The organism is Bradyrhizobium sp. AZCC 1577 (genome assembly GCF_036924575.1).
In the GTDB taxonomy this organism is placed as follows: domain Bacteria; phylum Pseudomonadota; class Alphaproteobacteria; order Rhizobiales; family Xanthobacteraceae; genus Bradyrhizobium.
In genome coordinates, this window is record NZ_JAZHRQ010000001.1 from 6,821,493 (window position 1) to 6,845,377 (window position 23,885).

24 protein-coding genes, 1 tRNA gene and 1 pseudogene are annotated in these 23,885 nt (G+C 61.7%); 15 read left to right on the plus strand and 11 right to left on the minus strand.

Features of this window, described 5'->3' with window-relative positions:
• Nucleotides 1-24: 24 nt before the first annotated feature.
• A complete protein-coding gene (locus tag V1278_RS32180; protein WP_334383512.1) occupies nucleotides 25-909 on the minus strand; it encodes an SDR family NAD(P)-dependent oxidoreductase in 885 nt (294 codons plus the stop codon).
• Nucleotides 910-1,044: 135 nt separating this feature from the next.
• Between V1278_RS32180 and V1278_RS32185 the strand changes: the two genes are divergently transcribed.
• Entirely contained in the window at nucleotides 1,045-1,485 is a 441-nt protein-coding gene (locus tag V1278_RS32185) for a CBS domain-containing protein (protein WP_334383513.1), read from the plus strand.
• A 95-nt stretch (nucleotides 1,486-1,580) separates the two neighbouring features.
• Here the strand turns inward: V1278_RS32185 and V1278_RS32190 are convergent, their stop codons facing one another.
• Nucleotides 1,581-2,045 carry a YbhB/YbcL family Raf kinase inhibitor-like protein gene (locus V1278_RS32190; RefSeq protein WP_334367295.1) on the minus strand — a complete coding sequence of 155 codons (465 nt, stop codon included), beginning with the start codon at nucleotides 2,043-2,045 and terminating at the stop codon, nucleotides 1,581-1,583.
• A 239-nt stretch (nucleotides 2,046-2,284) separates the two neighbouring features.
• On the opposite strand from V1278_RS32190, the gene V1278_RS32195 reads away from it, so the two are divergent.
• Both V1278_RS32195 and V1278_RS32200 read left to right on the plus strand, forming a co-directional pair.
• Nucleotides 2,285-3,619: an erythromycin esterase family protein gene (locus tag V1278_RS32195; RefSeq protein ID WP_334383514.1), complete on the plus strand. Its 1,335-nt coding sequence runs from the start codon at nucleotides 2,285-2,287 to the stop codon at nucleotides 3,617-3,619.
• Nucleotides 3,620-3,621: 2 nt separating this feature from the next.
• A complete protein-coding gene (locus V1278_RS32200; RefSeq protein WP_334367293.1) occupies nucleotides 3,622-4,956 on the plus strand; it encodes a phosphoribosyltransferase family protein in 1,335 nt (444 codons plus the stop codon).
• Nucleotides 4,957-5,016: 60 nt separating this feature from the next.
• Here the strand turns inward: V1278_RS32200 and greA are convergent, their stop codons facing one another.
• Entirely contained in the window at nucleotides 5,017-5,523 is a 507-nt protein-coding gene (greA, locus tag V1278_RS32205) for a transcription elongation factor GreA (RefSeq protein WP_334367292.1), read from the minus strand.
• A gap of 327 nt (nucleotides 5,524-5,850) precedes the next feature.
• Between greA and pdxR the strand changes: the two genes are divergently transcribed.
• The 3 genes from pdxR to V1278_RS32220 all read left to right on the plus strand — a co-directional run bounded on the left by pdxR (nucleotide 5,851) and on the right by V1278_RS32220 (nucleotide 8,556).
• Nucleotides 5,851-7,299, plus strand: coding sequence for a MocR-like pyridoxine biosynthesis transcription factor PdxR (gene pdxR, locus V1278_RS32210; RefSeq protein WP_442893711.1), 1,449 nt, complete (start codon nucleotides 5,851-5,853; stop codon nucleotides 7,297-7,299).
• 382 nt (nucleotides 7,300-7,681) lie between these two features.
• The gene (locus V1278_RS32215) at nucleotides 7,682-7,930 is read left to right on the plus strand and encodes a DUF1127 domain-containing protein (RefSeq protein ID WP_334384304.1); all 249 of its coding nucleotides are present in this window, start codon (nucleotides 7,682-7,684) and stop codon (nucleotides 7,928-7,930) included.
• Entirely contained in the window at nucleotides 7,927-8,556 is a 630-nt protein-coding gene (locus V1278_RS32220; RefSeq protein ID WP_334383516.1) for a LysE family translocator, read from the plus strand. The genes V1278_RS32215 and V1278_RS32220 overlap by 4 nt, the downstream gene beginning before the upstream one ends.
• Nucleotides 8,557-9,069: 513 nt before the next feature.
• Here the strand turns inward: V1278_RS32220 and V1278_RS32225 are convergent.
• Entirely contained in the window at nucleotides 9,070-9,507 is a 438-nt protein-coding gene (locus V1278_RS32225) for a hypothetical protein (protein ID WP_334367287.1), read from the minus strand.
• A gap of 94 nt (nucleotides 9,508-9,601) precedes the next feature.
• On the minus strand, nucleotides 9,602-10,867 hold the full coding sequence (locus tag V1278_RS32230) for a S1C family serine protease (RefSeq protein ID WP_334383517.1): 1,266 nt from the start codon (nucleotides 10,865-10,867) through the stop codon (nucleotides 9,602-9,604).
• A gap of 241 nt (nucleotides 10,868-11,108) precedes the next feature.
• Between V1278_RS32230 and V1278_RS32235 the strand changes: the two genes are divergently transcribed.
• From V1278_RS32235 to V1278_RS32245, 3 genes are all read left to right on the plus strand, one after another.
• Entirely contained in the window at nucleotides 11,109-11,282 is a 174-nt protein-coding gene (locus V1278_RS32235) for a hypothetical protein (RefSeq protein ID WP_334383518.1), read from the plus strand.
• A 45-nt stretch (nucleotides 11,283-11,327) separates the two neighbouring features.
• Entirely contained in the window at nucleotides 11,328-11,612 is a 285-nt protein-coding gene (locus V1278_RS32240) for a hypothetical protein (RefSeq protein WP_334383519.1), read from the plus strand.
• A 224-nt stretch (nucleotides 11,613-11,836) separates the two neighbouring features.
• On the plus strand, nucleotides 11,837-12,292 hold the full coding sequence (locus V1278_RS32245) for a cupin domain-containing protein (RefSeq protein WP_334383520.1): 456 nt from the start codon (nucleotides 11,837-11,839) through the stop codon (nucleotides 12,290-12,292).
• Nucleotides 12,293-12,731: 439 nt separating this feature from the next.
• Here V1278_RS32245 and V1278_RS37080 read toward each other — a convergent pair.
• The 6 genes and pseudogenes from V1278_RS37080 to mnmA all read right to left on the minus strand — a co-directional run.
• Nucleotides 12,732-12,830, minus strand: a pseudogene (locus V1278_RS37080) (PEPxxWA-CTERM sorting domain-containing protein); the annotation flags it as partial.
• A gap of 132 nt (nucleotides 12,831-12,962) precedes the next feature.
• Entirely contained in the window at nucleotides 12,963-14,471 is a 1,509-nt protein-coding gene (locus tag V1278_RS32250; RefSeq protein ID WP_334383521.1) for a KAP family P-loop NTPase fold protein, read from the minus strand.
• A gap of 144 nt (nucleotides 14,472-14,615) precedes the next feature.
• A tRNA-Met gene (locus tag V1278_RS32255) sits at nucleotides 14,616-14,692 on the minus strand.
• 116 nt (nucleotides 14,693-14,808) lie between these two features.
• Nucleotides 14,809-15,195, minus strand: a complete 387-nt coding sequence (locus V1278_RS32260; RefSeq protein WP_334366900.1) for a hypothetical protein — start codon at nucleotides 15,193-15,195, stop codon at nucleotides 14,809-14,811.
• Between the two features lie 92 nt (nucleotides 15,196-15,287).
• Nucleotides 15,288-15,926 carry a class I SAM-dependent methyltransferase gene (locus V1278_RS32265; protein ID WP_057847181.1) on the minus strand — a complete coding sequence of 213 codons (639 nt, stop codon included), beginning with the start codon at nucleotides 15,924-15,926 and terminating at the stop codon, nucleotides 15,288-15,290.
• Nucleotides 15,927-15,947: 21 nt separating this feature from the next.
• Nucleotides 15,948-17,147, minus strand: a complete 1,200-nt coding sequence (mnmA, locus tag V1278_RS32270) for a tRNA 2-thiouridine(34) synthase MnmA (RefSeq protein WP_334366899.1) — start codon at nucleotides 17,145-17,147, stop codon at nucleotides 15,948-15,950.
• Nucleotides 17,148-17,492: 345 nt separating this feature from the next.
• Here mnmA and V1278_RS32275 point away from each other — a divergent pair, with 345 nt between their 5' ends.
• From V1278_RS32275 to V1278_RS32300, 6 genes are all read left to right on the plus strand, one after another.
• On the plus strand, nucleotides 17,493-19,184 hold the full coding sequence (locus V1278_RS32275; protein ID WP_334383522.1) for a flagellar hook-length control protein FliK: 1,692 nt from the start codon (nucleotides 17,493-17,495) through the stop codon (nucleotides 19,182-19,184).
• A gap of 10 nt (nucleotides 19,185-19,194) precedes the next feature.
• Entirely contained in the window at nucleotides 19,195-19,893 is a 699-nt protein-coding gene (locus tag V1278_RS32280) for a flagellar hook assembly protein FlgD (protein ID WP_334366897.1), read from the plus strand.
• Nucleotides 19,894-20,099: 206 nt separating this feature from the next.
• On the plus strand, nucleotides 20,100-20,375 hold the full coding sequence (gene sciP / locus V1278_RS32285) for a CtrA inhibitor SciP (protein ID WP_002714638.1): 276 nt from the start codon (nucleotides 20,100-20,102) through the stop codon (nucleotides 20,373-20,375).
• A 170-nt stretch (nucleotides 20,376-20,545) separates the two neighbouring features.
• Nucleotides 20,546-22,171: a flagellar basal-body MS-ring/collar protein FliF gene (fliF, locus tag V1278_RS32290; RefSeq protein ID WP_334383523.1), complete on the plus strand. Its 1,626-nt coding sequence runs from the start codon at nucleotides 20,546-20,548 to the stop codon at nucleotides 22,169-22,171.
• 1 nt (nucleotide 22,172) lies between these two features.
• Nucleotides 22,173-23,258 (plus strand): flagellar motor switch protein FliG, encoded by a 1,086-nt coding sequence (gene fliG / locus V1278_RS32295; protein WP_028349460.1) that lies wholly within the window; start codon nucleotides 22,173-22,175, stop codon nucleotides 23,256-23,258.
• The gene (locus V1278_RS32300) at nucleotides 23,258-23,884 is read left to right on the plus strand and encodes a FliH/SctL family protein (RefSeq protein WP_334383524.1); all 627 of its coding nucleotides are present in this window, start codon (nucleotides 23,258-23,260) and stop codon (nucleotides 23,882-23,884) included. Before fliG ends, V1278_RS32300 begins: the two co-directional genes overlap by 1 nt.
• Nucleotide 23,885: the final 1 nt, after the last annotated feature.

Here is a 23,885-nt window from a genome sequence, read left to right on the forward strand (position 1 = left end):
CCGGCATTCTGCTCGCAGCTTCATCTAGTGCATGCGGTTCTCGACAGGCTTGCCCTTGAGGCCGTCGTGCGAGTGCCTGAGATCGAGCGTCGGCTTGGGTTGCTCCCTCACAAAGCTCTGCACCATCTCCCCCGGGCCGCCCTTCGCAATCGTGGTGCCGCCGTCAGCAAATATCAGCGCCCCCGTTACGAAGCTCGCCTCATCCGACGCAGCGAACGCAAAGACATTGGCCATCTCCTCCGGGGTACCGCGCCGACCGAGCACAGTACCGGCAAGAGTCTGCTTCTCCATCTGCTCGTTCATCGGCCCGGTTTCCTTGTGCGTCCAAGCCGTATCGATAGGGCCAGGGCACACACAGAGGGCGCGCACGCCGTGCTTGCCCTGTTCGTAGGCCACGCCGCGCATGAAAGCGTGAAGGAAGCCCTTCGAACCACCGTAGGGCGCCGCCGTTGGCTCACCCATTTCGCCGGCCTCTGATCCCGTCGAAATCACGACACCCCGCGAGCGCTTCAGATGTGGCAGCGCAAACTTCGTCATCAGGAATGCAGAACGGACATTGTTACGCACGATGTAGTCGAACATCTCGACCGAGTGATCCTGGCATTCGGCAATTTCGGGAAACACGCCGGCATTGTTGATCAGGATGTCGAGCCTGCCGAATGCATCGATCGCCAGGGCGATGCAGGCTTGCGCATCCACCTCGTCCGCAACATCGCCAAGAAAGGGTTCGGCCACGCCGCCGCGCGCCCGGATGGCATGGACGACGTCCTCCACCGGATCGGCGGGCAGTCCGGCAACAATGACTTTCGCACCTTCTCGCGCAAATTTATGGGCGATAGCTTCGCCGATTCCCGTCGCCGCACCTGTCACGATTGATGATTTGCCGTTCAGCCGTCCCACCATCGTCATCCGCTCCGCTTTGCTCTGGTCCGAACGTTGAACACACTCGTACCCGCGATGTTCCACACCTGGATTTCCGGTCGATAGAGGGAACGTCCGCTTGCAAATTTCGTTGGCCGCCTATCGGGCAAGAGGAGGCTCCAGATGAAAGTTTGCGATGCCATGACCACGACCGTGCAGCTCTGCACTGCGCAAGACAGCATCAGGGATGCAGCCGAGGCGATGGCGACGCTCAATATCGGGCTGTTGCCGGTGGCTGAAAATGATCGGTTGGTGGGAATGATCTCCGACCGTGATATTGCCACGCGCGGAATGGCGATGGGCCGAGGTCCGGATGCGCCGGTGCGCGACGTCATGACAGCAGATGTCAAATACTGCTTCGAAGACCAGGATATCGATGAAGTCACTCGCAACATGGCCGATATCCAGGTGCGGCGGTTGCCGGTGCTCACTCGAAACAAGCGGCTGGTCGGTATCATTGCGCTCGGCGATATCGCGGTTTCCAAGCCGGGTGACGGCGCCGCTACCGCGCTGCATGGGATCTCGCGGCCGGGCGGGCAACATGCGGGCGCGGTCACCGGCTGAGGCATGATGCAAACAGAAGGAACAAGGTGCCGAGCGGGAGCGGGCACGCCACAGGCGCACCCCGAGACCCGCTCGTTCCATGCAACGTGTCGCCACTACCTGCGGTACGTCCCGACGAGTTCAGCCTGGCCGATCGCGTGCTTCTCGACGGCTTTCCAGATGTCGACTATCGGCATGCTGGGCGAACGCGATAGCTCGTCGACATCCAAGGCCGCCAGCTTGAAGTGATAGTGATGCGTACCATGACCCTTGGGCGGCGCCGGCCCGCCATAGCCTAGTTCGCCGAAATCGTTGACGCCTTTGCCGAGACGCTCCGTCTTTGGCCCGTGACCGATGGCTTCCGGCAGCATCGTCCGCTCGCCCATGATGTTGTAGATGCCCCAATGCCGAAACGTGCCGGACGGTGCATCCGGGTCCTCAACGATAAGGGCGAAGCTCTTCGTGCCCGGCGGCGGGTCCGACCATTGAAGCGGCGGAGACACATTCTGGCCGTCGCAAGTGTATTTGGCCGGAATCGGCTGGTCATCGTCGAATGCAGGACTCGTCAACTTGAACACCATATGCAGACTCCCGTGCTCATGAAAGGGTCGCAACGGCGGGCTCGCTCGGTTCTCCGGGGTGCAACCACACGCCTTGCCGGTCGATTCCGCCGATACGAAGGAACGTCGGACCGGCGCTTGAGTTGCCTCAACAAGGCACGCTGATCGGCGTTTCCCGCGTGCGCTCAGGACGATCCCTGCAAGCCGCGCGTCGGTGCCGATGCTGGACAAGCGCAGCAGCCATCTAGGGAACCCGGCGCATGGCCCTTTCACCGGAAGCCGAACAGGTTCGCGAGAGGACCAATCGCGAGTTGATCGATCTCCTGCACGAGGCAGGCGAGCATCTCCCGGCTCCGGAGCAGGACGATTTCACGTCCTTTTTCGACCGGTTCGGCCCTGCGAAAATCGTGATGCTCGGCGAAGCGACACATGGCACCTCAGAATTCTATCGGGCACGTGCCGCCATCACCCGCCAGTTGATCGAGCACCACGGCTTCAACATCGTCGCGGTCGAAGCCGATTGGCCGGACTCAGCAGTGCTCGATCACCTCGTGCGGCAACTGCCATCCGGGCCGCCCAAGGAGCGGCCGTTCGAACGTTTTCCGACCTGGATGTGGCGCAATATCGAAGTGAAGCAATTCATCGATTATCTGCGCTTCCACAACGGCGCATGCGCTGCGGACCAGCGGGTCGAGTTCCGGGGGCTCGACGTCTACAGCCTCAACAGCTCCATTGCCGCTGTCATCGCGTATCTCGAAGGCATCGACCCGGAACGCGCCCGCGCGGCGCGTGAACGCTATTCCTGCCTGACGCCGTGGCAGGCAGACCCTGCCGGTTACGGACGCGCCGTGCTGTCCGGCCGCGACAGTTGCGAAGACGAGGTGGTGGCTCAATTGCGCGAGCTTCTGTCGCATCGGCTTTCGTATAACGACGGCGGCGAGGCCTTCTTCAATGCCGCGCAGAATGCGCGGATCGTGCGCGCGGCCGAGCAGTATTACCGCATCATGTATCGCGGCTCGACCGAGTCGTGGAACCTGCGCGACCGTCACATGTTCGACACGCTGCAATATGTGATGCAGGAACGCGGGCCGCAGGCGAAGGCGGTGGTCTGGGCCCACAACTCCCACATCGGCAACGCCGCGGCAACTTCGATGGGTTGGGGCGGCGAATTCAATATCGGCGAGCTTGTCCGCAACGCCTACGGTGACGAGGCTGTCTTGATCGGGTTCGGCACGGATCGCGGCACGGTGGCTGCGGCCTCCGATTGGGGCGGCGAGATGGAGATCAAGTCGGTTCGGCCGGCACGCGAGGACAGCTATGAATACCTGTTCCGCCGCACAGGTCTGGCGCAATCACTGACCGATTTGCGGCCGCCCGGCCGAAGCGAGCTGCGCGACAGGTTGACCGGCCCCAGACTCGAGCGAGCCATTGGCGTCATCTATCGACCCGAGACGGAGCTCCTCAGCCACTACTTCGAGGCGGTGTTGCCCGAACAGTTCGACGCGTTCGTCTGGTTCGAAGATACCAAGGCGGTGACACCGCTTGCGACACGAGCCGTAGCGGGCGCGGCAGAGACCTATCCCTTTGGGTTCTGATCATGGCGAGTGCACGAGAACAGCTCAGCGAAGTCCTGGTCGGTCCGCACCACCTTGCGGGCATTTTGGGCGTGCCTCACGATGCGGCCGGCATCGTCATTTTTGCGCACGGCAGCGGTAGCGGCCGTCTAAGCCCACGCAACAACCAGGTCGCAGCGGCCCTCCGTGAGGCCGGGTTTGCCACGCTGCTGCTTGATCTCCTCAGCCCGGAGGAGGAGCGGGACCGCGGCAACGTATTCGATATCCCGCTGTTGGCATCACGGCTTGCAGACGCCGCGGACTGGACCCGCAACAGGCCAGAGCTCGCGAAGTTTCCGATTGGCTATTTCGGCGCAAGCACCGGTGCAGCGGCCGCGCTGGTCGCGGCTGCCGACCGGCAAAACGTCGCTGCGGTGGTTTCGCGCGGCGGTCGCCCGGATTTGGCCGGCCATGCGCTGCATGCCGTCAGGGCGCCGACGCTGCTGATCGTTGGTGGAGCCGACCTAGCGGTGATTCCGCTCAACCGTTCGGCTTTTGCAGAACTCTCTTGCGAGAAGGACCTCGTGATCGTGCCGAAGGCGACGCATCTGTTCGAAGAACCCGGCGCGCTCGAGCAGGTGACGCAATATGCCACGCGCTGGTTCCGCCAATTCCTGGCGTCGCCCCTCTCCGAAGAGGTGATCGACGCCGATACGGTTTTCGCCGACCGGCGAGACGCCGGACGCCGGCTGGCGTCGGCGCTCATGAAGTTCAGGGACAGGGACGCGGTCGTGCTTGCGCTGCCGCGCGGCGGCGTTCCTGTTGGATTCGAGATTGCGCAAGCGCTGCACGCCACGCTCGACGTCGCGCTCGTGCGCAAGATCGGCGCGCCGGGTCATGAGGAACTCGGGCTCGGTGCGGTGGTCGATGGCGCCCATCCGCAGGTCGTGCTCAATCAGGACATCGTTCGCGAGATCCAGCCGGGCGCGGCCTACCTGGAAGCCGAGACTGCCCGCCAGCTTGCCGAAATCGAGCGTCAACGGCGCCTTTACCGCGACGGTGATCCACCGCCAGAGATTGCCGGCCGTACGATCATCGTCGTCGATGACGGCATCGCCACCGGCGGAAGCGTGAAAGCCGTGCTGAGAGCGCTCGCAAGGGCGAAGCCGGGCCGCCTCGTTCTTGCGGTGCCGGTTGCGCCACGCGATTCGCTTGACGAGCTGAGTGCGGAGGCAGACGAGATCATTTGCCTCAAGACCCCCGATCCGTTCTTTGCGGTCGGCATGCACTACAGGAATTTCGGCCAGACTTCGGATCAGGAAGTTACCGAGTTGTTGCATCGTTCAAAGGCTAGCAGCCCGAACCAGGCGCGTGCGTGACGATCGCGATAACAATATCTGATGCGATACTGTGCCCGACCCGAAGATCGAGCCACCGTTTCACACCTGCTCGCGCCTTTTTCGCTTTGCCTCAAACCACTCCACTTGTCGGACCCTGAACGCCTTGCGGCCGCCTGGCGTCTCGACGGCAACGATTTCCCCTTTGCTCTTTCCGATTAACGCCCTGGCGATCGGTGAAGTTATCGAAATCTTCCCCTTGCTCGCGTCGGCTTCCGGTTCGCCGACGAGCTGCCAGACCCGCTCCTCGCTGGTGTCCTCATCAATCAGCGTCACCGTGGCGCCAAACTTGATGGTATTGCCGGAAAGCTTGGATACGTCGACGATATCTGCACGCGCGAGCTTGTCTTCCAACTCGGCAATTCGAGTGTCGTTGACACTTTGCTCTGCAAGCGCAACCTGATATTCCGAATTCTCAACCAGATTTGGATCGTCGGCGATCGCCTGCTGAATTCGCTGAACAAGATCGGGCCGCTCGACGCGGATGCGGTGCCTCAGTTCATCTGCAAGGGCAGCGTAGCCCGCAGCCGTCATGGGAAATTTTGTCATCGCGACTCTTATACTGAGTTAATCGACGAAACATGCATTCAGACGTTCGCGCCACACGCCATCAGCGATCGCATACGTCCAGACACTCGGATCCGAGACCGCGTCGCACCTTGCAGCCGATCGAGACCGATCACCGCACCCGCGGTGGGGAACGCCGTGCGAGGACACGGGTTCCAATTCTAGTGAGATTGCCCGGTTTCCTAGAACGGCGCTTCACCCGCCGCGCGGCTCTGACAGTCCGTGAAGGAACCTGCAGACCGGTATGATGGAACGTACACCCTTATGTAGGGTTGCCGGTCCAATGCGAAGGAAAGAGGGCTCAGGACTGTGGCCTTTCATGTCAGTCTTGTTGGTCGAAGTGACCTCAGCGGAGAAATCTACCGTCAGATCCGGCAGGCAATTCTGGATGGGCGCCTTCGGCCTGGAGAGCGGCTGTCTCCCACGCGAGAACTAGCCGCCGCGCTGACGGTTGCACGATCGACGGTGGCGATTGCTTATGAAAGCCTTGTTGCGGAAGGATTCGCGACATCCCATGCGGGCTCCGGGACGTTCGTCAGCCATCAGCTTGAGGCAAGACGTCCGGCGTCGAAAACAAGGCGATCGACAGCCCGCGCAATTCGGGTGCGTGGAGTGTGGGAGACGATACCGCTTCCGAGCGGCTTTGACCGCGCGGCGCGTTTCGACTTCAGAGCCGGGATTCCAGACGCTTCGCTGTTTCCGCACCAAACCTGGCGACGGGTTGTCGCCCGTGCGCTGCACTCGCACGAAATGGTGGCAGGCGTCTACGAGAAATCTGCGGGCAATTGGGACCTGCGCGCGGCGATCGCTCGCCACATCGGCATCTCACGAAGCGTTTCCGGATCGCCCGACGACGTCATCGTGACGAATGGCACCCAACAGGCCCTCGACATCGTCGCACGCGTGCTTCTCGAGCCCGGCGATGTCGTTGCGGTGGAGAAACCGGGCTATCGGCCTCCAAAGGACTTGTTCAAGGCGCTGGGCGCGCGCGTGATCGGTGTGCCGGTCGACAGCGAAGGCCTGGTCGTGGAGGCGCTGCCGGCCGAGGCCAGGGTGGTCTACGTGACGCCCTCGCATCAGTTTCCCCTCGGCATGGCCATGAGCCTGCCGCGTCGGCGTGCACTGCTTGCCTGGGCCGAGCGCCACAACGCGGTTGTCGTTGAGGACGACTATGACAGCGAGTTTCGCTTCGGCGGACGTCCGCTCGAGCCGCTTCAGACCCTCGATACGACCGGTCGCGTTGTGTATGTCGGCACGTTTTCCAAGACGTTGCTGCCGACTCTCCGGCTGGCCTTCATGGTCGTGCCGCCGTCGCTGCGAGAGGCGGCGTACAAGGCGAAGTTTGTCACCGATTGGCACACAGCGACAATGGCGCAGAGCGCGCTGGCGCAGTTCATCGACGAGGGCGCGTTTGCGCGTCACATTCGCAAGGTGAGCCGCATCTATAGCGAACGGCATCAGATGCTGACCGCGGGGATCAAGAGGAACTTCGGCGAATACCTCGATCTTGTTCCGTCGACCACCGGGCTGCATATCGCCGCCTACGCGCGAACAGCGTCGGTTGATGATATCGATGCGATTGCATCACGAGCCTTCGATCTCGGCGTTGCCATTCGATCCTTCCCGCTGGAGGGAGAGCCTCAGGCCGGCATCATGCTGGGATATGGGGCGATCGATACGGCGCGGATTGCCGAAGGGCTGAGGCGGCTGCGCAGATGCTTCGATGAGCGCGCGTCTCGACGCTCGAAAGCGGCGTGAGCGACGCGCTCAGGTCAATCAATCCGACAAATACAGTCCTGAGGCGCCGCCTGAATTGGACTGATTGATTATCCGCAGATTGGACCTTCCGTCATACCGCTTCGCTTTCTAGTGTCGGGCCGTTGAAAGGTCGACGGGTTGATGCAGGGCGGGCGCGTTCCATTTCGCACCCGCACGCACTTTCCAAATCGCAGATCAAACATCACCGCAAATCGCATTTAAGCGGACATCCGCCGGCTTGCAGAATCGCGAACTCACAACTTGGAGACACGAGCGCGTGAGTTGTGAAGCAATTCACGGCCGCGGGTCGCAGCTCGACCTATTCACGCTGCTGCAAGCTGACCTATCGAAATCGAACGGGAGGTTTCACATGAAGCATCCGATGATTTTTACAATCGCAGGCGTCAATTCGCTCACGAGTCGGAAAGCGGCCGCAGCGCCCAGCCATCACGACGGCGCTGAGACATGTCGACTTGGATGGGGAACACGGTTCTTGAGCTGGTGTGCCCAGTGTTCGGAGCGGTCGCGGCAGCGACGAGCCTTGGCGGAGCTCGATGACCACTTTCTCAAGGACATCGGCAAGACGCGGCAAGAGGCCATGACCGAAGCAGCCAAGCCGTTCTGGAAATGACGCCGTTCATCGCGCACTTGCTGCCGGCGGCGGCGCTGGGCCTGTTCGTCGCTATCCCGTTCGGCCCGATTGGCTTGATGTGCGTGCAGCGGACGCTGGCATTCGGAATCCGGATGGGAGTTGCGAGCGGCATGGGTGCGGCAACGGCCCACGGGATGTTCAGTTGCCTGGCCGTGGTGAGCGGGACCGTGTTGACGCAGATGACGCTCGCCCTGCACACGCCGCTGCGCATCACGGGAGGGATCGTGCTGGTCTTGATAGGCCTCAGAACCATTCTCGTGTCCACGGACGCAGCGCACGGCTCGACATGCGGAGATCCGACATGCGCAGATTTGCTTTCGGCCTATACATCGACCCTGTTGATCGCCGCCGCCAACCCGATGACGATACTGCCGTACCTGGGTGTCGCGCCCGCGCTGGAAACCGGCCAACCGCTGATCATGGAACGCGCGCTGGCGACGCCCATCGGTGTTATGCTCGGCAGTGCATCCTGGTATCTCTTCCTCACCCTCAGCACGAACACGATGTTTCGGAGCTTGCAGAAAGCCGCGCTGGATTGGTTCAACAGACTCACCGGGATCCTCCTCGTAACCTTGGGAGCTTCGCTATGCGCCCGCATCGTCTGATGAAGCACCGTGATCGCGGTCGCCACGGTGGGGATTGCCATCGAGGTGCGGCCCCGGCGTCGCCCGGTCTGTTGGTCGAACTGGGCAAGCTCGTCGCGGGCCTGGACCTGGCCTATCCTCCCTACGTCATGTGACGGCCCAGCCACTGGTCAGCTCGATTCCGTTGCCGTTGAGATCAATGCGGCAGGAGGCCGAGCTCTCAACCGCGAAATATGGAAAACAACCCCATGCAAAGTAGCAATAGTCGCTGGCATGATACCTTGAGCGATTCCGCGAACACTTGGCACGTCGGGCAAATCAGCGGCACTACTCCATCATCGCGCAGACTAGCTATGGGCCTGCTGTAGCGCCGCCCTTCGCCGCGATCGCAAATCCTTTTTGACAATCGAAGTCGCCGCAACGAGCGATCGCCTGCGCATTGCCGAACCGCACGCTTCCGGCGCGTGCCGATGGATATCGACATGGACACCGCTCCGGACTTCAATCTGCCGACGGCGACAGCCGCAATTCTAACTAGGACAGCCCCCGAACTGACGAGCGCCGGTTCTGCTCCGCCGTCAACGGCTTCCTGTCGATCTCGCGCTGTGCAGGAAGCTGCAGCACCGTTGCCCTCTGACCGGGACGCAGCTTTGTGAGAAGCACGATCTTGCCGTTCGCAAATTCCAGTCCGTCATGGTGCGAATTGGTTCCCCGATTGATTTGCCGGAAACGCGCCAGCCGCGCCCCAATGCTCCCAAACCGCATTTGCGGGAAGAGCTTCGCGAACGGGTGATCGCATACAACGTCCTCGCTGAAAGCAAGTTCGGTACCCGGCGAGAGGCACACGGCAATTCCTGGCTCTCCGATCGCGGAGAACCCGCGTGTCACCGTATTGGGGAATTCGCCCGTTAGCAGCACGTCCCCCGCTCTTGCGGGACGCGATTGGATGGCATGCAGGCTGTAGTCACACATCAAGACGCTCCACCTTGATTCTTCCGACGTGTATGCGTCCGGCTCCTTCGAACTTCTCGCGGGTCGAGATTTCGCGAGCTGCTTCGAACGCCAGCTATCTTGGATTTTCCCTTGGATTTTCCCTTGGGCTTGCCGCGGACGCATTGGGTTCATTCGGCTGCTGACCCAGGGTCACGCTCAACGAGCTCTCTTTTCCTTGCCGAAGCACCGTGAGCTGGGTCGAAGAGCCCGGCGCCATCGCACCGACTTTCCTGGTTAGCTCGTTGGCGTTCTTGACTGACTCACCACCCACCGAGGTGATCACGTCTCCGCTTCGCAATCCTGCTTTCGCAGCGGGACCATTGTCTTGAACCGTTACCACGATCGCACCGCGGAGATTGCTCAGTCCGAGGCCGTCGGCAAGTTCAGGAGTGACCGATTGAACTTTAGTTCCGACCCATCCGCGCGTGACCGCGCCCTTCTCCTTTAGCTGCGGTATCACTGCCTTGACCGTATCGGCCGGGACCGCAAAAGCAACGCCCACGGAGCCTTGGGAGGGCGAAAAGATCATGCTGTTGACACCGATGACATCGCCTCGGGCATTGAAGCTCGGACCGCCAGCATCGCCGCTGTTGATTGCCGCATCGATTTGGATGAAATCCTTCGCTGAACCAACCTCGATGTCGCGCTCGCGCGCTGAAACAATACCGGCCGTCACGGTGCCTCCCATCGCAAGCGGATTCCCGGCGGTAAGCACCCAATCACCCACGCGCGGCGGCTGGTCAGAGAGCTTCACGTAGCTGAAGTCGGTGCGTCCGTCGACTTTGATCAAGGCGATATCACTCCACGAGTCCCTTCCTATGACTCTTGCCGAATAGGCCTGGTTGTCGCGGGTTCGGATCTCGGCCGTGTCGTTGTCTTCCACGACGTGACTGCTGGTCACGGCATAACCGTCCGGAGAGATGAAGAAGCCTGATCCAGCACTGATCAGTTCGAGTGTTTCCGGTGCCTTCCCTCGATCAGACGCATCCGGATCCGCCCCTGGAATCTCCCGTTTCGGAGCGCGCTGTTCAGGCGCACCAAATTTGCGCGTCGCAGTCGCTTTGGAACGCACCCCAATCACGGCCGGTTGAACTTTTTCGGCGAGATCGGCGAAATCGCCGGGCCCACCATTATCTTCAGTACCAGCAACCCGATCGATCAATGTCGCCGACCTGCCCATGAAGGAAGCCTTGCCCGGAGAATTTACCGTTGCCTGCGCGATATTCGCGATCACCGTGATCGCGAAAACGGTCGTCCCGCCCATCATCGACGCCCGGCGCCGGCTGAAAACCAAATTTCCACGAGCCAAATTTCTACGAGCCAAATTTCCAGGAGCCATGTGCGCTTCCATAGCCTTTTGTCATCGCCTCACCGCGGTTTTGACGTCAGACGCTGGCACGTTTGGCCGCCGTCAGTTTCTGTGAGAGCGCTCAGACGCTCGCGGCAATCGTGGGCTCAACGATCTGCTGCGCCAGCAGTTCCACTCGAGCCCACCGAGGATAAGGAAGTCATCCCAAATGCCAGCAAACCGCCGACGATCGATCGCCTCGCCACCGAAAATCCCACATGGAAAATCCGACATGGGAAAATCCGACATGGGAAAAGACATGGGAAAATCCGACATGGCTCCCAACGTGGTCTTCCGTGCGATCGCAGTTCCTTCAGGAAGCGTGCATCCGTTCGCAGAGGCGTTAAATGAAACTTGCGGCGAGCCTTCGCAACTTTCTTTGAACCGCCGTGCCGTGTTAGTATGAATCTATACAACGACCGATTTGAACCGATTTCGGTGAGAGCAGGCTGTGATCAAGGTCGAGCGAACCGGCGAAGACGATCCACTTGAATTCGAGGTCACCGTCGGTGTCGGAAACGGCGAGACTCGCCATCACGTCACGATGGCAAGGGAGACTTGCGAACGACTAACGATGGGCACGCACACGCCCGAGCGCTGCATCGAGACAGCATTCCAATTCCTGCTTGATCGCGAGCCTCAGGAATCGATCCTGCGGCGTTTCGACATCACCGCGATCTCCCGTTACTTTCCCGAGTTCGAGCGCGAGCTGCCACGCTACCTCTCTCGATCCTGACAGCTTCGGCAAAAGGGCAGAATTGGTAGCGGGGGTCCGCTACATGCCTAAACCCACGACACTGGAAGCCCTGTTTTCTTTATCGGCGAGCAGCTTAGAGCGTTACCCTCCGAAGGAAGGTCACACGTGTCGGGTGCGCCACCTCTTCCGAGCCCATTCAAGACACATCGGTTATGTTTCATAGCGGAGACGTGGACACACTTCGGCCCGAAACTGGGCGAGCTATGCGGTGCCATTCCGCGGCGGTTCCTGGTCTACGCCAGATCAGTGGCAAGCCAGGGGCCAGCTTGATCAGCGCTCCACACCATTCACCGGAGAAAATCGAGATGAAGTCACCCGCCAACCTCGTCGAGAAGCTTGCAACCTTCACCGACCGCTTCTCCCCACGCACGGTAGCGACCTACAATAGCAACGATGTCATGGTCGCCAAGCTTGAGGGGCCGTTTCACTGGCACAAACATGACGACACGGACGATTTCTTCCTGGTGCTCGAAGGCACGCTCGACATCGAACTCCGTGATCGGACGGTCACCCTCAATCCAGGCGAAGTGTTCGTCGTCCCGAAAGGCGTTGAGCATCGACCGGTCGCGCGCGGAGAGGTGCACATCTTGCTGATTGAGCCGACGGGCACGCCGAATACGGGCGACAGGGCCACCGCCGCACCGCGTATCCTCGCCTGAGGCGCGAGACGAGCCTCGACCTGCCGTACTCCGGAATCAAAAATCGCCACTTCTGCAAATAGTTGCGTTCAATCGTCCGGTCACAGCTGTTGTCGCGCATCGGATCGCCCTCCCGGCGGAGCGATCCAATCAGCGAATTAGCGACATGCACAATTTCGAGGAGCGTAGCTACGAAGCATTTCTTCCCCCGCGTGGAGAAGTGGATTGCTTCCGCCTTCGCCAAGGCTACGGCGGACAAGCCGCTTCGCTCGCAATGACGGGGCGAGGGCGTCGATCAGTCAGGAGAGCAAATCGTAGAGGATCGTAGAAAGGAGGGTATTGGCAACATCCCAGTGAATTGACACCCTGCAGCCTTTGACGTGCCGCGACTCAGGCGCGCAACAAAGAAACCGCCCGAAGGCGGTCTCTGTATTCTCGGATCTGATTTGATCAGGCCCGCGAGGGTGGCTGCCTGATTGCGTCGGCGATAGGCGAGATATCCAACACCAGCAAAGCCCAGGATCATCATGGCCCATGTGGAGGGCTCCGGTACCGCCGCGCTGATCGTCAGGTTGTCAAAAGCCATATTTGCGCTGCCCGACGGGGCAAAGGTTACCCACTTCGGTTCGGCATACAGCCAATCGCAGATCGCAGCCGCCGCTGAACCAGCCCCAGCGGCGGCTTCACTTGTCTAACTTTGCCGCTTGGTAGGCTCAGACACCAACCTTCCTGCACTCCTCACCATATCAGGATATTGCCACAGCACGGACTGTATTTTTGTGCCCGGCCAAAATGTACTCGAATGCACGGCTGCGAACTCCTCAGAAAGTCGTTGAACGACCCAACGCTGATGCCGAGCGGTTGCTTCGTGATTGAGGTCATTTAGCCCACGCTGAATATGAGCGGCGAAATCGCCGGCCAAAGCAATGCCCGACACGTATTCGGCTTTCTCACCGTATTGAGATTCACGCCCAAACTGAATCTTCCAGGGCACCTCAGACTTCATGAATCTTTGCATTATCCGATTAAGGTGGCTAGTGAAGTTACCATCGAGCGACAGCTCTACTTTTTGTTGATGAGCCACTACAATAGGATAAAGAAAGGCCATCTCAACTTTTGCCTTGCCAGTCCACGCAGTGACGAAACTCCGCAAGATGTCGTAAACTTGCTCAATATCCCGAGGAGGAAGTCCAAAGAAATCGAAACCTCCGGTCAAATACGATTCCAAATCTATCTGAGGCGGCAACGATATTTTCGACTCCGCGATAGGCTGTCGCCGTAAAAGCTCCCCGATAAAGTCTCTGTTCGACACACGATCGAAATGATAGGTGCGATTGAAGAACCGGGCTAGATAGCCTTCACTATTGAACCCACTTCCGTAAACTGCGCCGACGGAATGGCTCAATTGGACCGTATCAGTTGCGACGATGAAGACGACCTGATCGATATCGAACAGGTGTTTCATCCGCTCAAGCATTGCGATGGCAAAAGGCGGACGGCAACGATCAAGTTCGTCGACAAATACAAACAGGGGTAGAGGCTGGTTCTTGCTAGATAGGACCTCGAGAAACGCGCCAAGGTTCCGCCTGAATGTTGCGATTGTCCTCTTGGCTTCCCGGAAGGTTGCCAAAAGGTTCTTACCCTGCTCGTCAACGATGTCGCCAAGCTTCTTTGATATGTCCTCAACACTCTTTTCGGCGCCTTCTGGCACACCTGTTTTTAGGATCGAGCCAATCTCGTCGATTCCGGATCCAAGTACTTTTCTCGCTAGATGGACCGTTGCGCCCTTTGCCGCCGCAACCGCTAATGCACCACCGGTTCGCTTAGCTGCCTCCCATCGGTCCCGGGCTCGCTTTTCCTTTTTAACGAGCGGAGCTACCGCTTGGTCGATCGCATCCATTACCGACAGTAATGGGTCCTCAGCGTGATCGTCCTGCCACGCATTCACGTGGGCAACGACAAAACCTTCGGCCGCAAGCTGTTTGCCGAATCTTGAAAGAAAGAATGACTTTCCTCGCCCCCACTCCGCGTCGATATTCAAAACATAGGACGCGGGCAGTCCTGCTTCCTCTCGTTCGCGAATTCGGCCGAGTAAAAACGCTCGCAAGAACGAAGCATCCTCGGCTCGCCCGAGGCGATCCTGAGCCCAGATCTGTTGATTGGAATTCGCTACCTCCGTGGTAGCAGGCTGCGTGACCATGTCGCGATCATGTCGCCCCTACTCACCGCCAGTCGACAGGAATGATTGATAATCAACGACATTTTCTCGCAACAAGCGCGACATGAATTGGCCGCGCTCTAAGCGACGAGAGCTAAAAATTTGACGTCAGATCAAACACTTGTCTGGTAGCGGGGGAGGGACTCGAACCCCCGACCCCAGGATTATGATTCCCGTGCTCTAACCAGCTGAGCTACCCCGCCACGGCATCGCGGTGGCGGCAGGCAATGCCGCGGTCGCGAACGCGCGGCATATAAGGAGCGGGTCGACGACCTGTCAAGCAAAGCGAGCCGTCCGGGCAAGCATCTGCAAAATTGCGCTATTTCGGCCGGATTGACGGGTCGCCGCCGGGACTGCCAGGCGGCGGAATCACTGGCGTCTTGCCATCTTCCGGCGTGGGCGCATGAATTTCGGGATCAACGCCCGGCGGCGGACACAATACACCCTCCGAGCGGGCCAGCTTGTCGCCGAGTGGCTCGGCCCGCTGACCGGTGGTCGTTCCTTCCCGCCCCTTCCCTTCCGGAACCGTCGCGCCGGAATTCGGCGCCGGCTGCATCGGCGCGCAATTGGCGGCCGCGGCGCGGTCAGGCGATGGCGGTGCGGTCTGGGCGGGCGGCGTCGCCGGGCTGGGCGGGGCCTGAGCGCCCGCCATACTCGTAGCCGCCATCAACACACATGAAAGAAGAAGTGCCCGGTGCATTGCCATGCCGGGAAAACGGTCCGCGCGCGCTGAGGTTCCGCGGTTAGTGCGCCGCTTTTTTGTTTGACGCGTTTTCTTGAGCGAAAACGCTATGCGCTTCACGATTTCCGAAAACGGATCAGCGAAAAATGCCCCATCGGCGGCATCGGCCGCCGCTCGGTCAGGGTGACGCCGCCATGTTTGGCGGCCCAGTTGGTCAGGCGTTCCCACGGAAATTCCGGCCGCCAGCCCAGCCGCCGCGCCAGTGGCGCGAACGCCAGTTCGAACGCGCGGCGCGGACCGGTTTCGGCACCGATGTGATTGACCAGGATGAGTTCGCCGCCGGGCTTCAGCACGCGGATGAAATCATCCAGCGTGCGTTCCGGATCCGGCACCGCCGTGATGACATATTGCGCCACCACCGCATCGAAGAACGAATCCGGAAACGCCAGGTTCTTGGCGTCCATCACCGCAAGCGCTTCAACATTGGTCAGGCCGAACTCGCGCACGCGCTTGAGCGCCCGCCGCAGCATCGGCTCGGAAATGTCGACGCCGCACAATTTCGTGTTGCGCGAATATTCAGACAGCGACAGCCCGGTACCGACGCCGACGTCGAGAACACGTCCGCCGATTTTGTCGGCCTCCGCAATGGTCGATCGGCGGCCCTCGTCGAACACCTTGCCGAAAACCAGATCGTAGACCGGCGCCCAGCGCCCATAAGCCTTTTCGACCCCCTCGCGGTCGATGTCCCCAGCCATTCCCTCTGCCCCGATTTTTTCTTAAGTGCGCATCACCTCGGCGAGCGGCGCGGCCTTTTCCTGCACCCCTCCCCTCGTCACCGGATGGCGTGCGGTCGCGCTCTTGATGAATCCGCCGCCGAGCACGCGCGCCTGTCCCGCAGGCGCATCGTAGAACACGCAGGCCTGGCCGGGCGATACGCCCTCCTCGCCGGCAACGAGTTCGACCTCATAGCCGCCATCGACCGCGCGCAGCCAGGCCGGCTGCGGCGCGCGCGTCGATCGCACGCGCACGAACATCTCGATGCCGTCGCCAATGACCTGGTCGAGCAGCCCGTCGCCGATCCAGTTGACGTCGCGCAGCAGGATGCGATCCATCCGCAACGCCTCGCGCGGTCCCACCACGACGCGGCGGCTGGTGGCATCGAGCTTGACGACATAGAGCGGCGCGCCGGCTGCAATGCCCAGTCCCTTGCGCTGGCCGACGGTGAAATGAACGATCCCTTGATGGCGGCCGATTGTACGGCCCTCGAGATCGACGATGTCGCCGGGCTCTATCGCGCCGGGCTTGAGGCGGCCGATGATGTCGGTGTAGCGCCCGGTCGGCACGAAGCAGATGTCCTGGCTGTCCTGCTTTTCGGCGACTTCGAGGCCGAAGCGCCGCGCCAGTTCGCGCGTCTGCGGCTTGGTCATGTCGCCGAGCGGAAAGCGCAGATAATCGAGTTGCTCGCGCGTGGTCGCGAACAGGAAATAGCTCTGGTCGCGATCGGAATCCGCGGCGCAGACCATCGCGCGCGATCCGTCGGCAAGGCGGCGCGAGGCGACATAGTGTCCGGTCGCGAGCGCCTGTGCGCCGAGTTCACGCGCGGTCGCCAAGAGATCGCGAAACTTGATCGAGCGGTTGCACTCGATGCAGGGCACCGGCGTTTCGCCGAGCGCGTAGCTGTCGGCGAAATTGTCAATCACGGATTCGCGGAAGCGGCTCTCATAGTCGAGCACGTAATGCGGGATGCCGATCCGCTCCGCCACGTTGCGGGCGTCGTGGATGTCCCGTCCTGCGCAGCAGGCCCCCTTGCGATGGGTGGCAGCGCCGTGGTCGTAAAGCTGCAGCGTGATCCCGACCACGTCATAGCCTTCGGACTTCAGCAAGGCAGCCGTCACCGAGGAATCGACGCCGCCGGACATGGCGACCACGATCCGTGTGTCCTGCGGACGGCCTTCGAGATCCAAACTGTTTCGCATGCCAGGGGTCATCGACTTCAATCGCGAACGCGCCATGGCGGTTCGCGGCCAGGGTTTAAAAAGCCTTTATGCATAAGGCCTTAAGGTGCAATTCGGCCATACCGGGCCGGATCGGACTTAGCTCTTTAATATAGGCCGTATTCCCGTGAAGCAATCAGCCGATCGCCATTCTGGAGCTTGTCAAGGACGGCAAATCTTGCCGCCGGGCAGAAAAGGCGGCCGTGGTCACGCTCAATAATCCGGGCATCATCTTTTTAAGTATTTGAAATAGCATGATATTTTTTACCACAGCGGCTGGCCCGGTCCTTGCTGAATGGTAGCCGAGAGCTCAGCGCGAGGGTTACCGTGGTTAGTGTCACGTCAGAAGTATCGGCAAACGCATCTTTCCAGAGCGCGGCGGCGAGGTCCGCCCGGCCGGATTCCGATCCGCCCGGCGGAAACGACAGCTTCGCGGCGCTGGTCGACAGCAACACGGCCGCGAGCCACAACGACCGCGCGCAGGACGCAGCGCCCTCCCCGCGCCGCTCCGACGACGCGCAATCAGCTTCCGACAACCGTTCGCGCGACAGCGCCGCCGCATCCGACAAGGCCGACAAGGCCGCGCGCAACGATTCGAACAATCGCGACGCCGCGGCCAAGATGCGCGACGACAAGACACGGGACGACAAGACACGCGACGCCGGCAAGGTTGACGCCGACACCAACGCCGATGCCGAGACCAAGTCCGCAAAGACCGGTCGCGCCAAATCGAAGTCCGACGCACCGAAGTCCGAGAAGGCGTCGTCCGACGAAGCGACGCAGGCGTCTTCCGCAGACGCCTCACCGACCGATCAGACCGAACTGGCGCACGATGGAACGGCCGTGGTAACGGCCGACGCGATTGCCGCCACCATCCCTGCTGCCGCAACGCCGCCGGCGACGACGGCCTCCGCCGCACCCGCGACCGATAAGGCAACCGCGCCGCTTGCCATCGCGGCGGCTGCGATTGCAGCCTCCGCTTCGCTCGCCGCCGAGACCGCACCAGCCAGTCCCGCCGGTGAAAGCGCCGAAGCGACCGCCACCACGACCGCGAACGCTGCGCAAGGGGACGGTACCAAGACCAACGCACAGGGCATCGGCCAGGCCGTCAGCGCGCAGGCCACATCCGCCGACCCGTCCGTCACAACCGGCATCGCTCAGGCCGCTTCGGTAGTTGCAGCGACACCCGCCGCCACCAAATCGGCCGTGCCGCTCAAGAGCCCCGATCTCGCCCGAAAAGGCGCCACGACGGTCGTCGAGCAGGTCAAACCCACCGACGCGATCGCACCCGCAGTCCCTGCCGCTGATACCGTCGTGCCCGCCGTCACGCCGCCGACCGAAGCCGCAGGCAAGTTGAAGACCGAGAATGGCAGCGCCGACACCGCGAAGGCCGACGCCTCGGGCAACCCCATCGTGCCGTCGGCCGCCAACGCCAACGCGCATTTTGCCGCCCCAGATGTCGTCGGCCAGACGCCGGTCAACGCGTCCGGCAACGGCCTGCAGGCCGCCGGCACGATCCAGACGCAGCAACCGGCCGCCCCCACCACGACGGCGGCTGCCGCTACCCAACTCACCGCCACGGCAGCCACAAGCTCAGCGGTGCCGGTCAGCGGGCTTGCGATGGAAATCGCCGCTTCCGCCAAGAGCGGCAAGACTCGCTTCGAAATCCGGCTCGATCCCGCTGAACTCGGCCGCATCGACGTCCGCATCGATGTCGATCGCCACGGCCAGGTGACGTCGCATCTGACCGTCGAACGGCCGGAAACGCTGTCGATGCTGCGTCAGGACGCCAACCAGTTGCAGCGCGCACTCGACAACGCCGGCCTCTCGACCGGCAACGGCGGACTGCAATTCAGCCTGCGCGACCAGTCTTCGCAGGGCCAGAACGACGGCAACCAATCCAATCCCAACGCCCATCACCTGGTGGTGAGCGAAGAAGACAACGTTCCCGCCGTGGTCGCCGGCCGCAGCTATGGTCGCATGCTCGGTTCGAGCGGCGGCGTCGATATCAGGGTTTAAGGAGATCGCCATGGCAGTCGATGCAGCAACCATGCCGACAACGGTCGTCTCGGCGCCGGGAACCGGCACTGCGACGAGCAACAACACCGCGTCGGAGAAGACGACGGGAATCGCGGATAATTTCCAGACCTTCCTGACGCTGCTGACCACGCAGTTGCAGCACCAGAACCCGCTCGATCCGCTCGACACCAACCAGTTCACCCAGCAGCTCGTGCAGTTCGCCGGCATCGAGCAACAGCTCAAATCGAACGAGCAGTTGAAGGCGCTGGTCGAAATCGAGAAGAGCGCCCAGGCGACGCAGGCGCTGGTCTATGTCGGCAACATGGTCGCCGTCGACGGCAGCAAGGCGCAGTTCGACAAATCGGCGACCTGGAATTTCAATTCCGAGAAAGACACCAGCGCGACGATCACGATCACCAATTCGGCGGGACAGACGGCCTATACCGGCAACTATACGCTGAAGAAGGGCGGCTCCAGTTTCGTATGGGACGGCAAGGGCAATGACGGCGTGCAGTGGCCGGCCGGCACTTACACCTTGACCGCCACCGGCAAGGACAGCTCCGGCAACAACGTCGCGATCTCCACCGAGGTCCAGGGCATCGTCGACTCGGTCGATCTCAGCGCCTCTCCGCCGCTGCTGTCGATCGGCGGCCAGAGCTACACCACCGACAAAATCAAGCGCGTGGTCCGTCCGACCTCTTCCAGCTAAGCCCAGCCCACTCGCCTCGGTTGATCCACCGCTCCCGGCCCGCCAATCCCTGATTGTACGCAAAAGCGTCACAGGGAACCGGGCCGGAGCCATTTTCGGTCATTTTCAAGGAGATTCGTATTGAAGCCGTAGGCTTAGGCAAATTTTAAGCCGAGGGGCGTAGGTTACCATGGTGAGTTCAGTGGTTGAGAGTTTGTGAGTACGCCATGACAGAACCCCATCGCCCGAGGGTGAAATACGTCATCGGGCCTGACGGCAGTCCGTTAACAATTGCTGACCTGCCCGCGCCAGGCACCAAACGGTGGGTGATCCGCCGCAAAGCCGAAGTTGTCGCTGCGGTCCGTGGTGGCCTGCTCTCCCTTGAGGAAGCCTGCAGCCGCTATACGCTGACCGTCGACGAATTCCTGTCGTGGCAGTTTTCCATCGACCAGCATGGCCTGGCAGGCTTGCGGACCACCCGGATCCAGCAATATCGCCAGTAAGCTCTCCCGGATCGAAAGATTTGATGAAAATCGGCTTCGTTTTACGAAGCCGGTTTTTTTCATGCCGGAACTATTCGCGGCGGCTTTAAGGGTTGTTAACCATATGGAAACCATCCCCTAGGCAATAATTGCCCAGTCGGTCCCTCGGGCCGAATCCCTGGGGGCGGTTGGTGCAAAGTCTCGTTGCTTTCCTGAAAGGCCTGGGCGCAGCGCGGCTGATGGCCATGGTTGCGGTGACGACCGCGCTGATCGGCTTCTTCGCCTTCGTCATCATGCGCGTCACCACGCCGCAGATGACCACCCTGTTCACCGACCTCTCCTTTGAAGATTCCTCCAGCATCATCAAGGATCTTGAACGCCAGGCCATTCCCTTTGAGCTGCGCAACGAAGGCGCGGTCATCATGGTCCCGAAGGACAAGGTCACCAGGCTGCGGATGAAGCTGGCCGAAAGCAACCTGCCCAAGGGCGGTGGCGTCGGCTACGAGATTTTCGACAAGTCCGATGCCCTCGGCACCACGAGCTTCGTCCAGAACATCAACCATCTGCGCGCGCTGGAGGGCGAACTTGCCCGCACCATCCGCGCCATCGACCGCATCCAGGCCGCCCGCGTCCATCTGGTGCTGCCGGAACGGCCATTGTTCGCCCGCGAGGCGCCGGAGCCGTCGGCTTCGATCGTGGTGCGGGTGCGCGGCAGCCTCGAACCCCAGCAGATCCGCGCCATCCGTCACGTCGTTGCCTCCGCCGTCAACGGACTAAAGCCGCAGCGGGTGTCGATCGTCGACGAAGCCGGCCGGTTGCTGGCCGACGGCGCCAGCAAGGACCCCGAGATCGCCGTCGGCGACGAGCGCCGCACCGCCTTCGAGAAGCGCATGCGCAACGAAGTCGAGGCGATCGTCTCCTCGGTGGTGGGCCAGGGCCGCGCCCGCGTCCAGCTCACCGCCGACTTCGACTACAACAAGGTCACCCAGACTTCCGACAAGTTCGATCCCGAGGGCCGCGTACTGCGCTCCACTCAGACCCGCGAGGAATCTTCCCTCACTGCCGAGAACAATGGCCAGGTAACGGTCAACAACGAACTGCCCGGCAATCAAACCAACACCACGCCGGCGGCCCGCGACCAGAGCAAGAAGAGCGAGGAGACCAACAACTACGAGATTTCCCGCACCACCAAGACCGAGGTCACCGAGGCCGGACGGGTCAACCGGATCTCGGTCGCGGTGCTGGTCGATGGCGCCTACACCAAGAACGAAAAAGGCGAATTGGTCTATCAGGACCGCAGCAAGGAGCAGCTCGACCGCATCGCCACGCTGGTGCGCTCGGCGATCGGCTTCGACCAGAAGCGGGGCGATCAGGTCGAGGTCGTCAATCTCCGCTTTGCCGAAGCGCCCTCCGTGCCAGCGGTCGTCGAGCCGGGCGGGCTTCTCGGCATGCTGCAGTTCACCAAGGACGACGTCATGTACGTCATCGAGCTCGGTGTCATGATGCTGCTCGGCCTCGTGGTGCTGTTCCTGGTGATCCGTCCGCTGGTCAAGCGCATCCTGGCTGCCGAAGTCGTTCCCGCACTGACCGAACCGACGCCCGCATTGATCGAGGGCAGCGGTCCAAACGGAGAACTCGGGCCCAATCAGGCCTTGATTGCCGGCACCAGCGGCACCGCCCAGTTGATCGACGTCGCACAGGTCCAGGGCCAGGTCCACGCCCAGGCCGTGCACAGGGTTGGCGAACTGGCCGAACGTAATCCGAACGAGACCGCCTCCATTGTTCGCCAATGGTTGAGCGAACCCGCCGAGAGCTGACATGGCCGCCGTACCGCAAACCTCAAACGCCAACGATATCACCACCGTCATCTCGGCGCTGGCGAGCCGTCAGAGCAACCGGCCCAAGGGCAAGCCGTTGAGCGGCCCGAAGCGCGCCGCCATCCTGATGCTGGCGCTGGGCGAGCAATATGGCGGCAAGGTGTGGTCGCTGCTGGACGACGACGAGGTGCGCGAACTGTCGATCCACATGTCGACGCTCGGCACCGTCGAGGCCGATGTCGTGGAAGACCTGCTGCTCGAATTCGTCTCGCGGATGTCGGCCTCCGGCGCCCTGATGGGCACCTTCGACGCCACCGAACGGCTATTGCAGCAATATCTGCCCTCCGAGCGCGTCAGCGGCATCATGGATGAAATTCGCGGCCCCGCCGGCCGCAACATGTGGGAGAAGCTTTCCAACGTACAGGAAGAGGTGCTCGCCAACTACCTCAAGAACGAATACCCGCAGACCATCGCGGTGGTGCTGTCGAAGCTGAAGCCCGAGCACGCCGCGCGTGTGCTGGCGATCCTGCCCGAGGACCTCGCGCTCGATGTGGTCGGCCGCATGCTGAAGATGGAAGCCGTCCAGAAAGAAGTCATCGAGCGCGTCGAGCAGACGCTGCGCACCGAATTCATGTCCAACCTGTCGCAGACCCGCCGCCGCGACGCCCACGAGGTGATGGCCGAAATCTTCAACAATTTCGACCGCCAGACCGAGACTCGCTTCATCACCTCGCTGGAAGAGGAAAACCGCGAATCCGCCGAGCGCATCAAGGCGCTGATGTTCACCTTCGACGACCTGATCAAGCTCGATTCCGCCTCGGCCCAGACGCTGATGCGCAACGTCGACAAGGACAAGCTCGGCATCGCGCTCAAAAGCGCCAATGAAGAGGTGCGCGCCTTCTTCCTCGGCAACATGTCCTCGCGCGCCGGCAAGATGCTGCTGGACGACATGGCCGCGATGGGACCGGTGCGGCTGCGCGACGTTGACGAGGCGCAGGCACTGCTCGTCAACCTCGCCAAGGACATGGCCGCCAGGGGTGAAATCACCCTGACCAAGAACCGCGCCGACGACGAATTGGTGTACTGATGGCCGCGCCCGCAAAATTCCTGTTCGACACCGACTTCGCAGCGTCCGACAGGACGCGCGAGCGTGCCGCCACGGCCGCCGAGATCGCGCAGAAGGTCGCGGAGGCCGAGGCACGTGCCTACCGCGCCGGCTACGAGGCGGCGCAGCACGAGGCCAAGGTCGAGAGCGACCGCCGCTCGGCGCTGGCGCTGGAAGAGATCGGCATCGCCATCAAGGGCATCGCCACGCGTTTCTCCGGCATCGAGGCCAGGATGGAAACCGAGGCCGTCGATGTCGCGGTCGCTGTGGCACGCAAGCTGTGTAGCGAGCTGATCGGCCGCGAGCCGCTCGGCGAGATCATGGCGCTGGTCAGCGACTGCTTCTCGCATCTGGTCGCCGCCCCACATCTCGTCGTCCGCATCAACGAGCAGCTCTACGAGGCCGCCCGTGAGAAGATCGAACGCCAGGCGGCCCAAAGCGGCTTCGAGGGCCGGCTCGTCATCCTGGCCGAGCCCGGCATCGCCACCGGCGACTGCCGGATCGAATGGGCCGACGGCGGCGTCGTGCTGGAGCGCGCGGCCATCGAAGCGAAGATCAGCGAACTCGTCGGGCGCTATCTGGCGTCCCGCGATCAGGCCGCAATGTGAA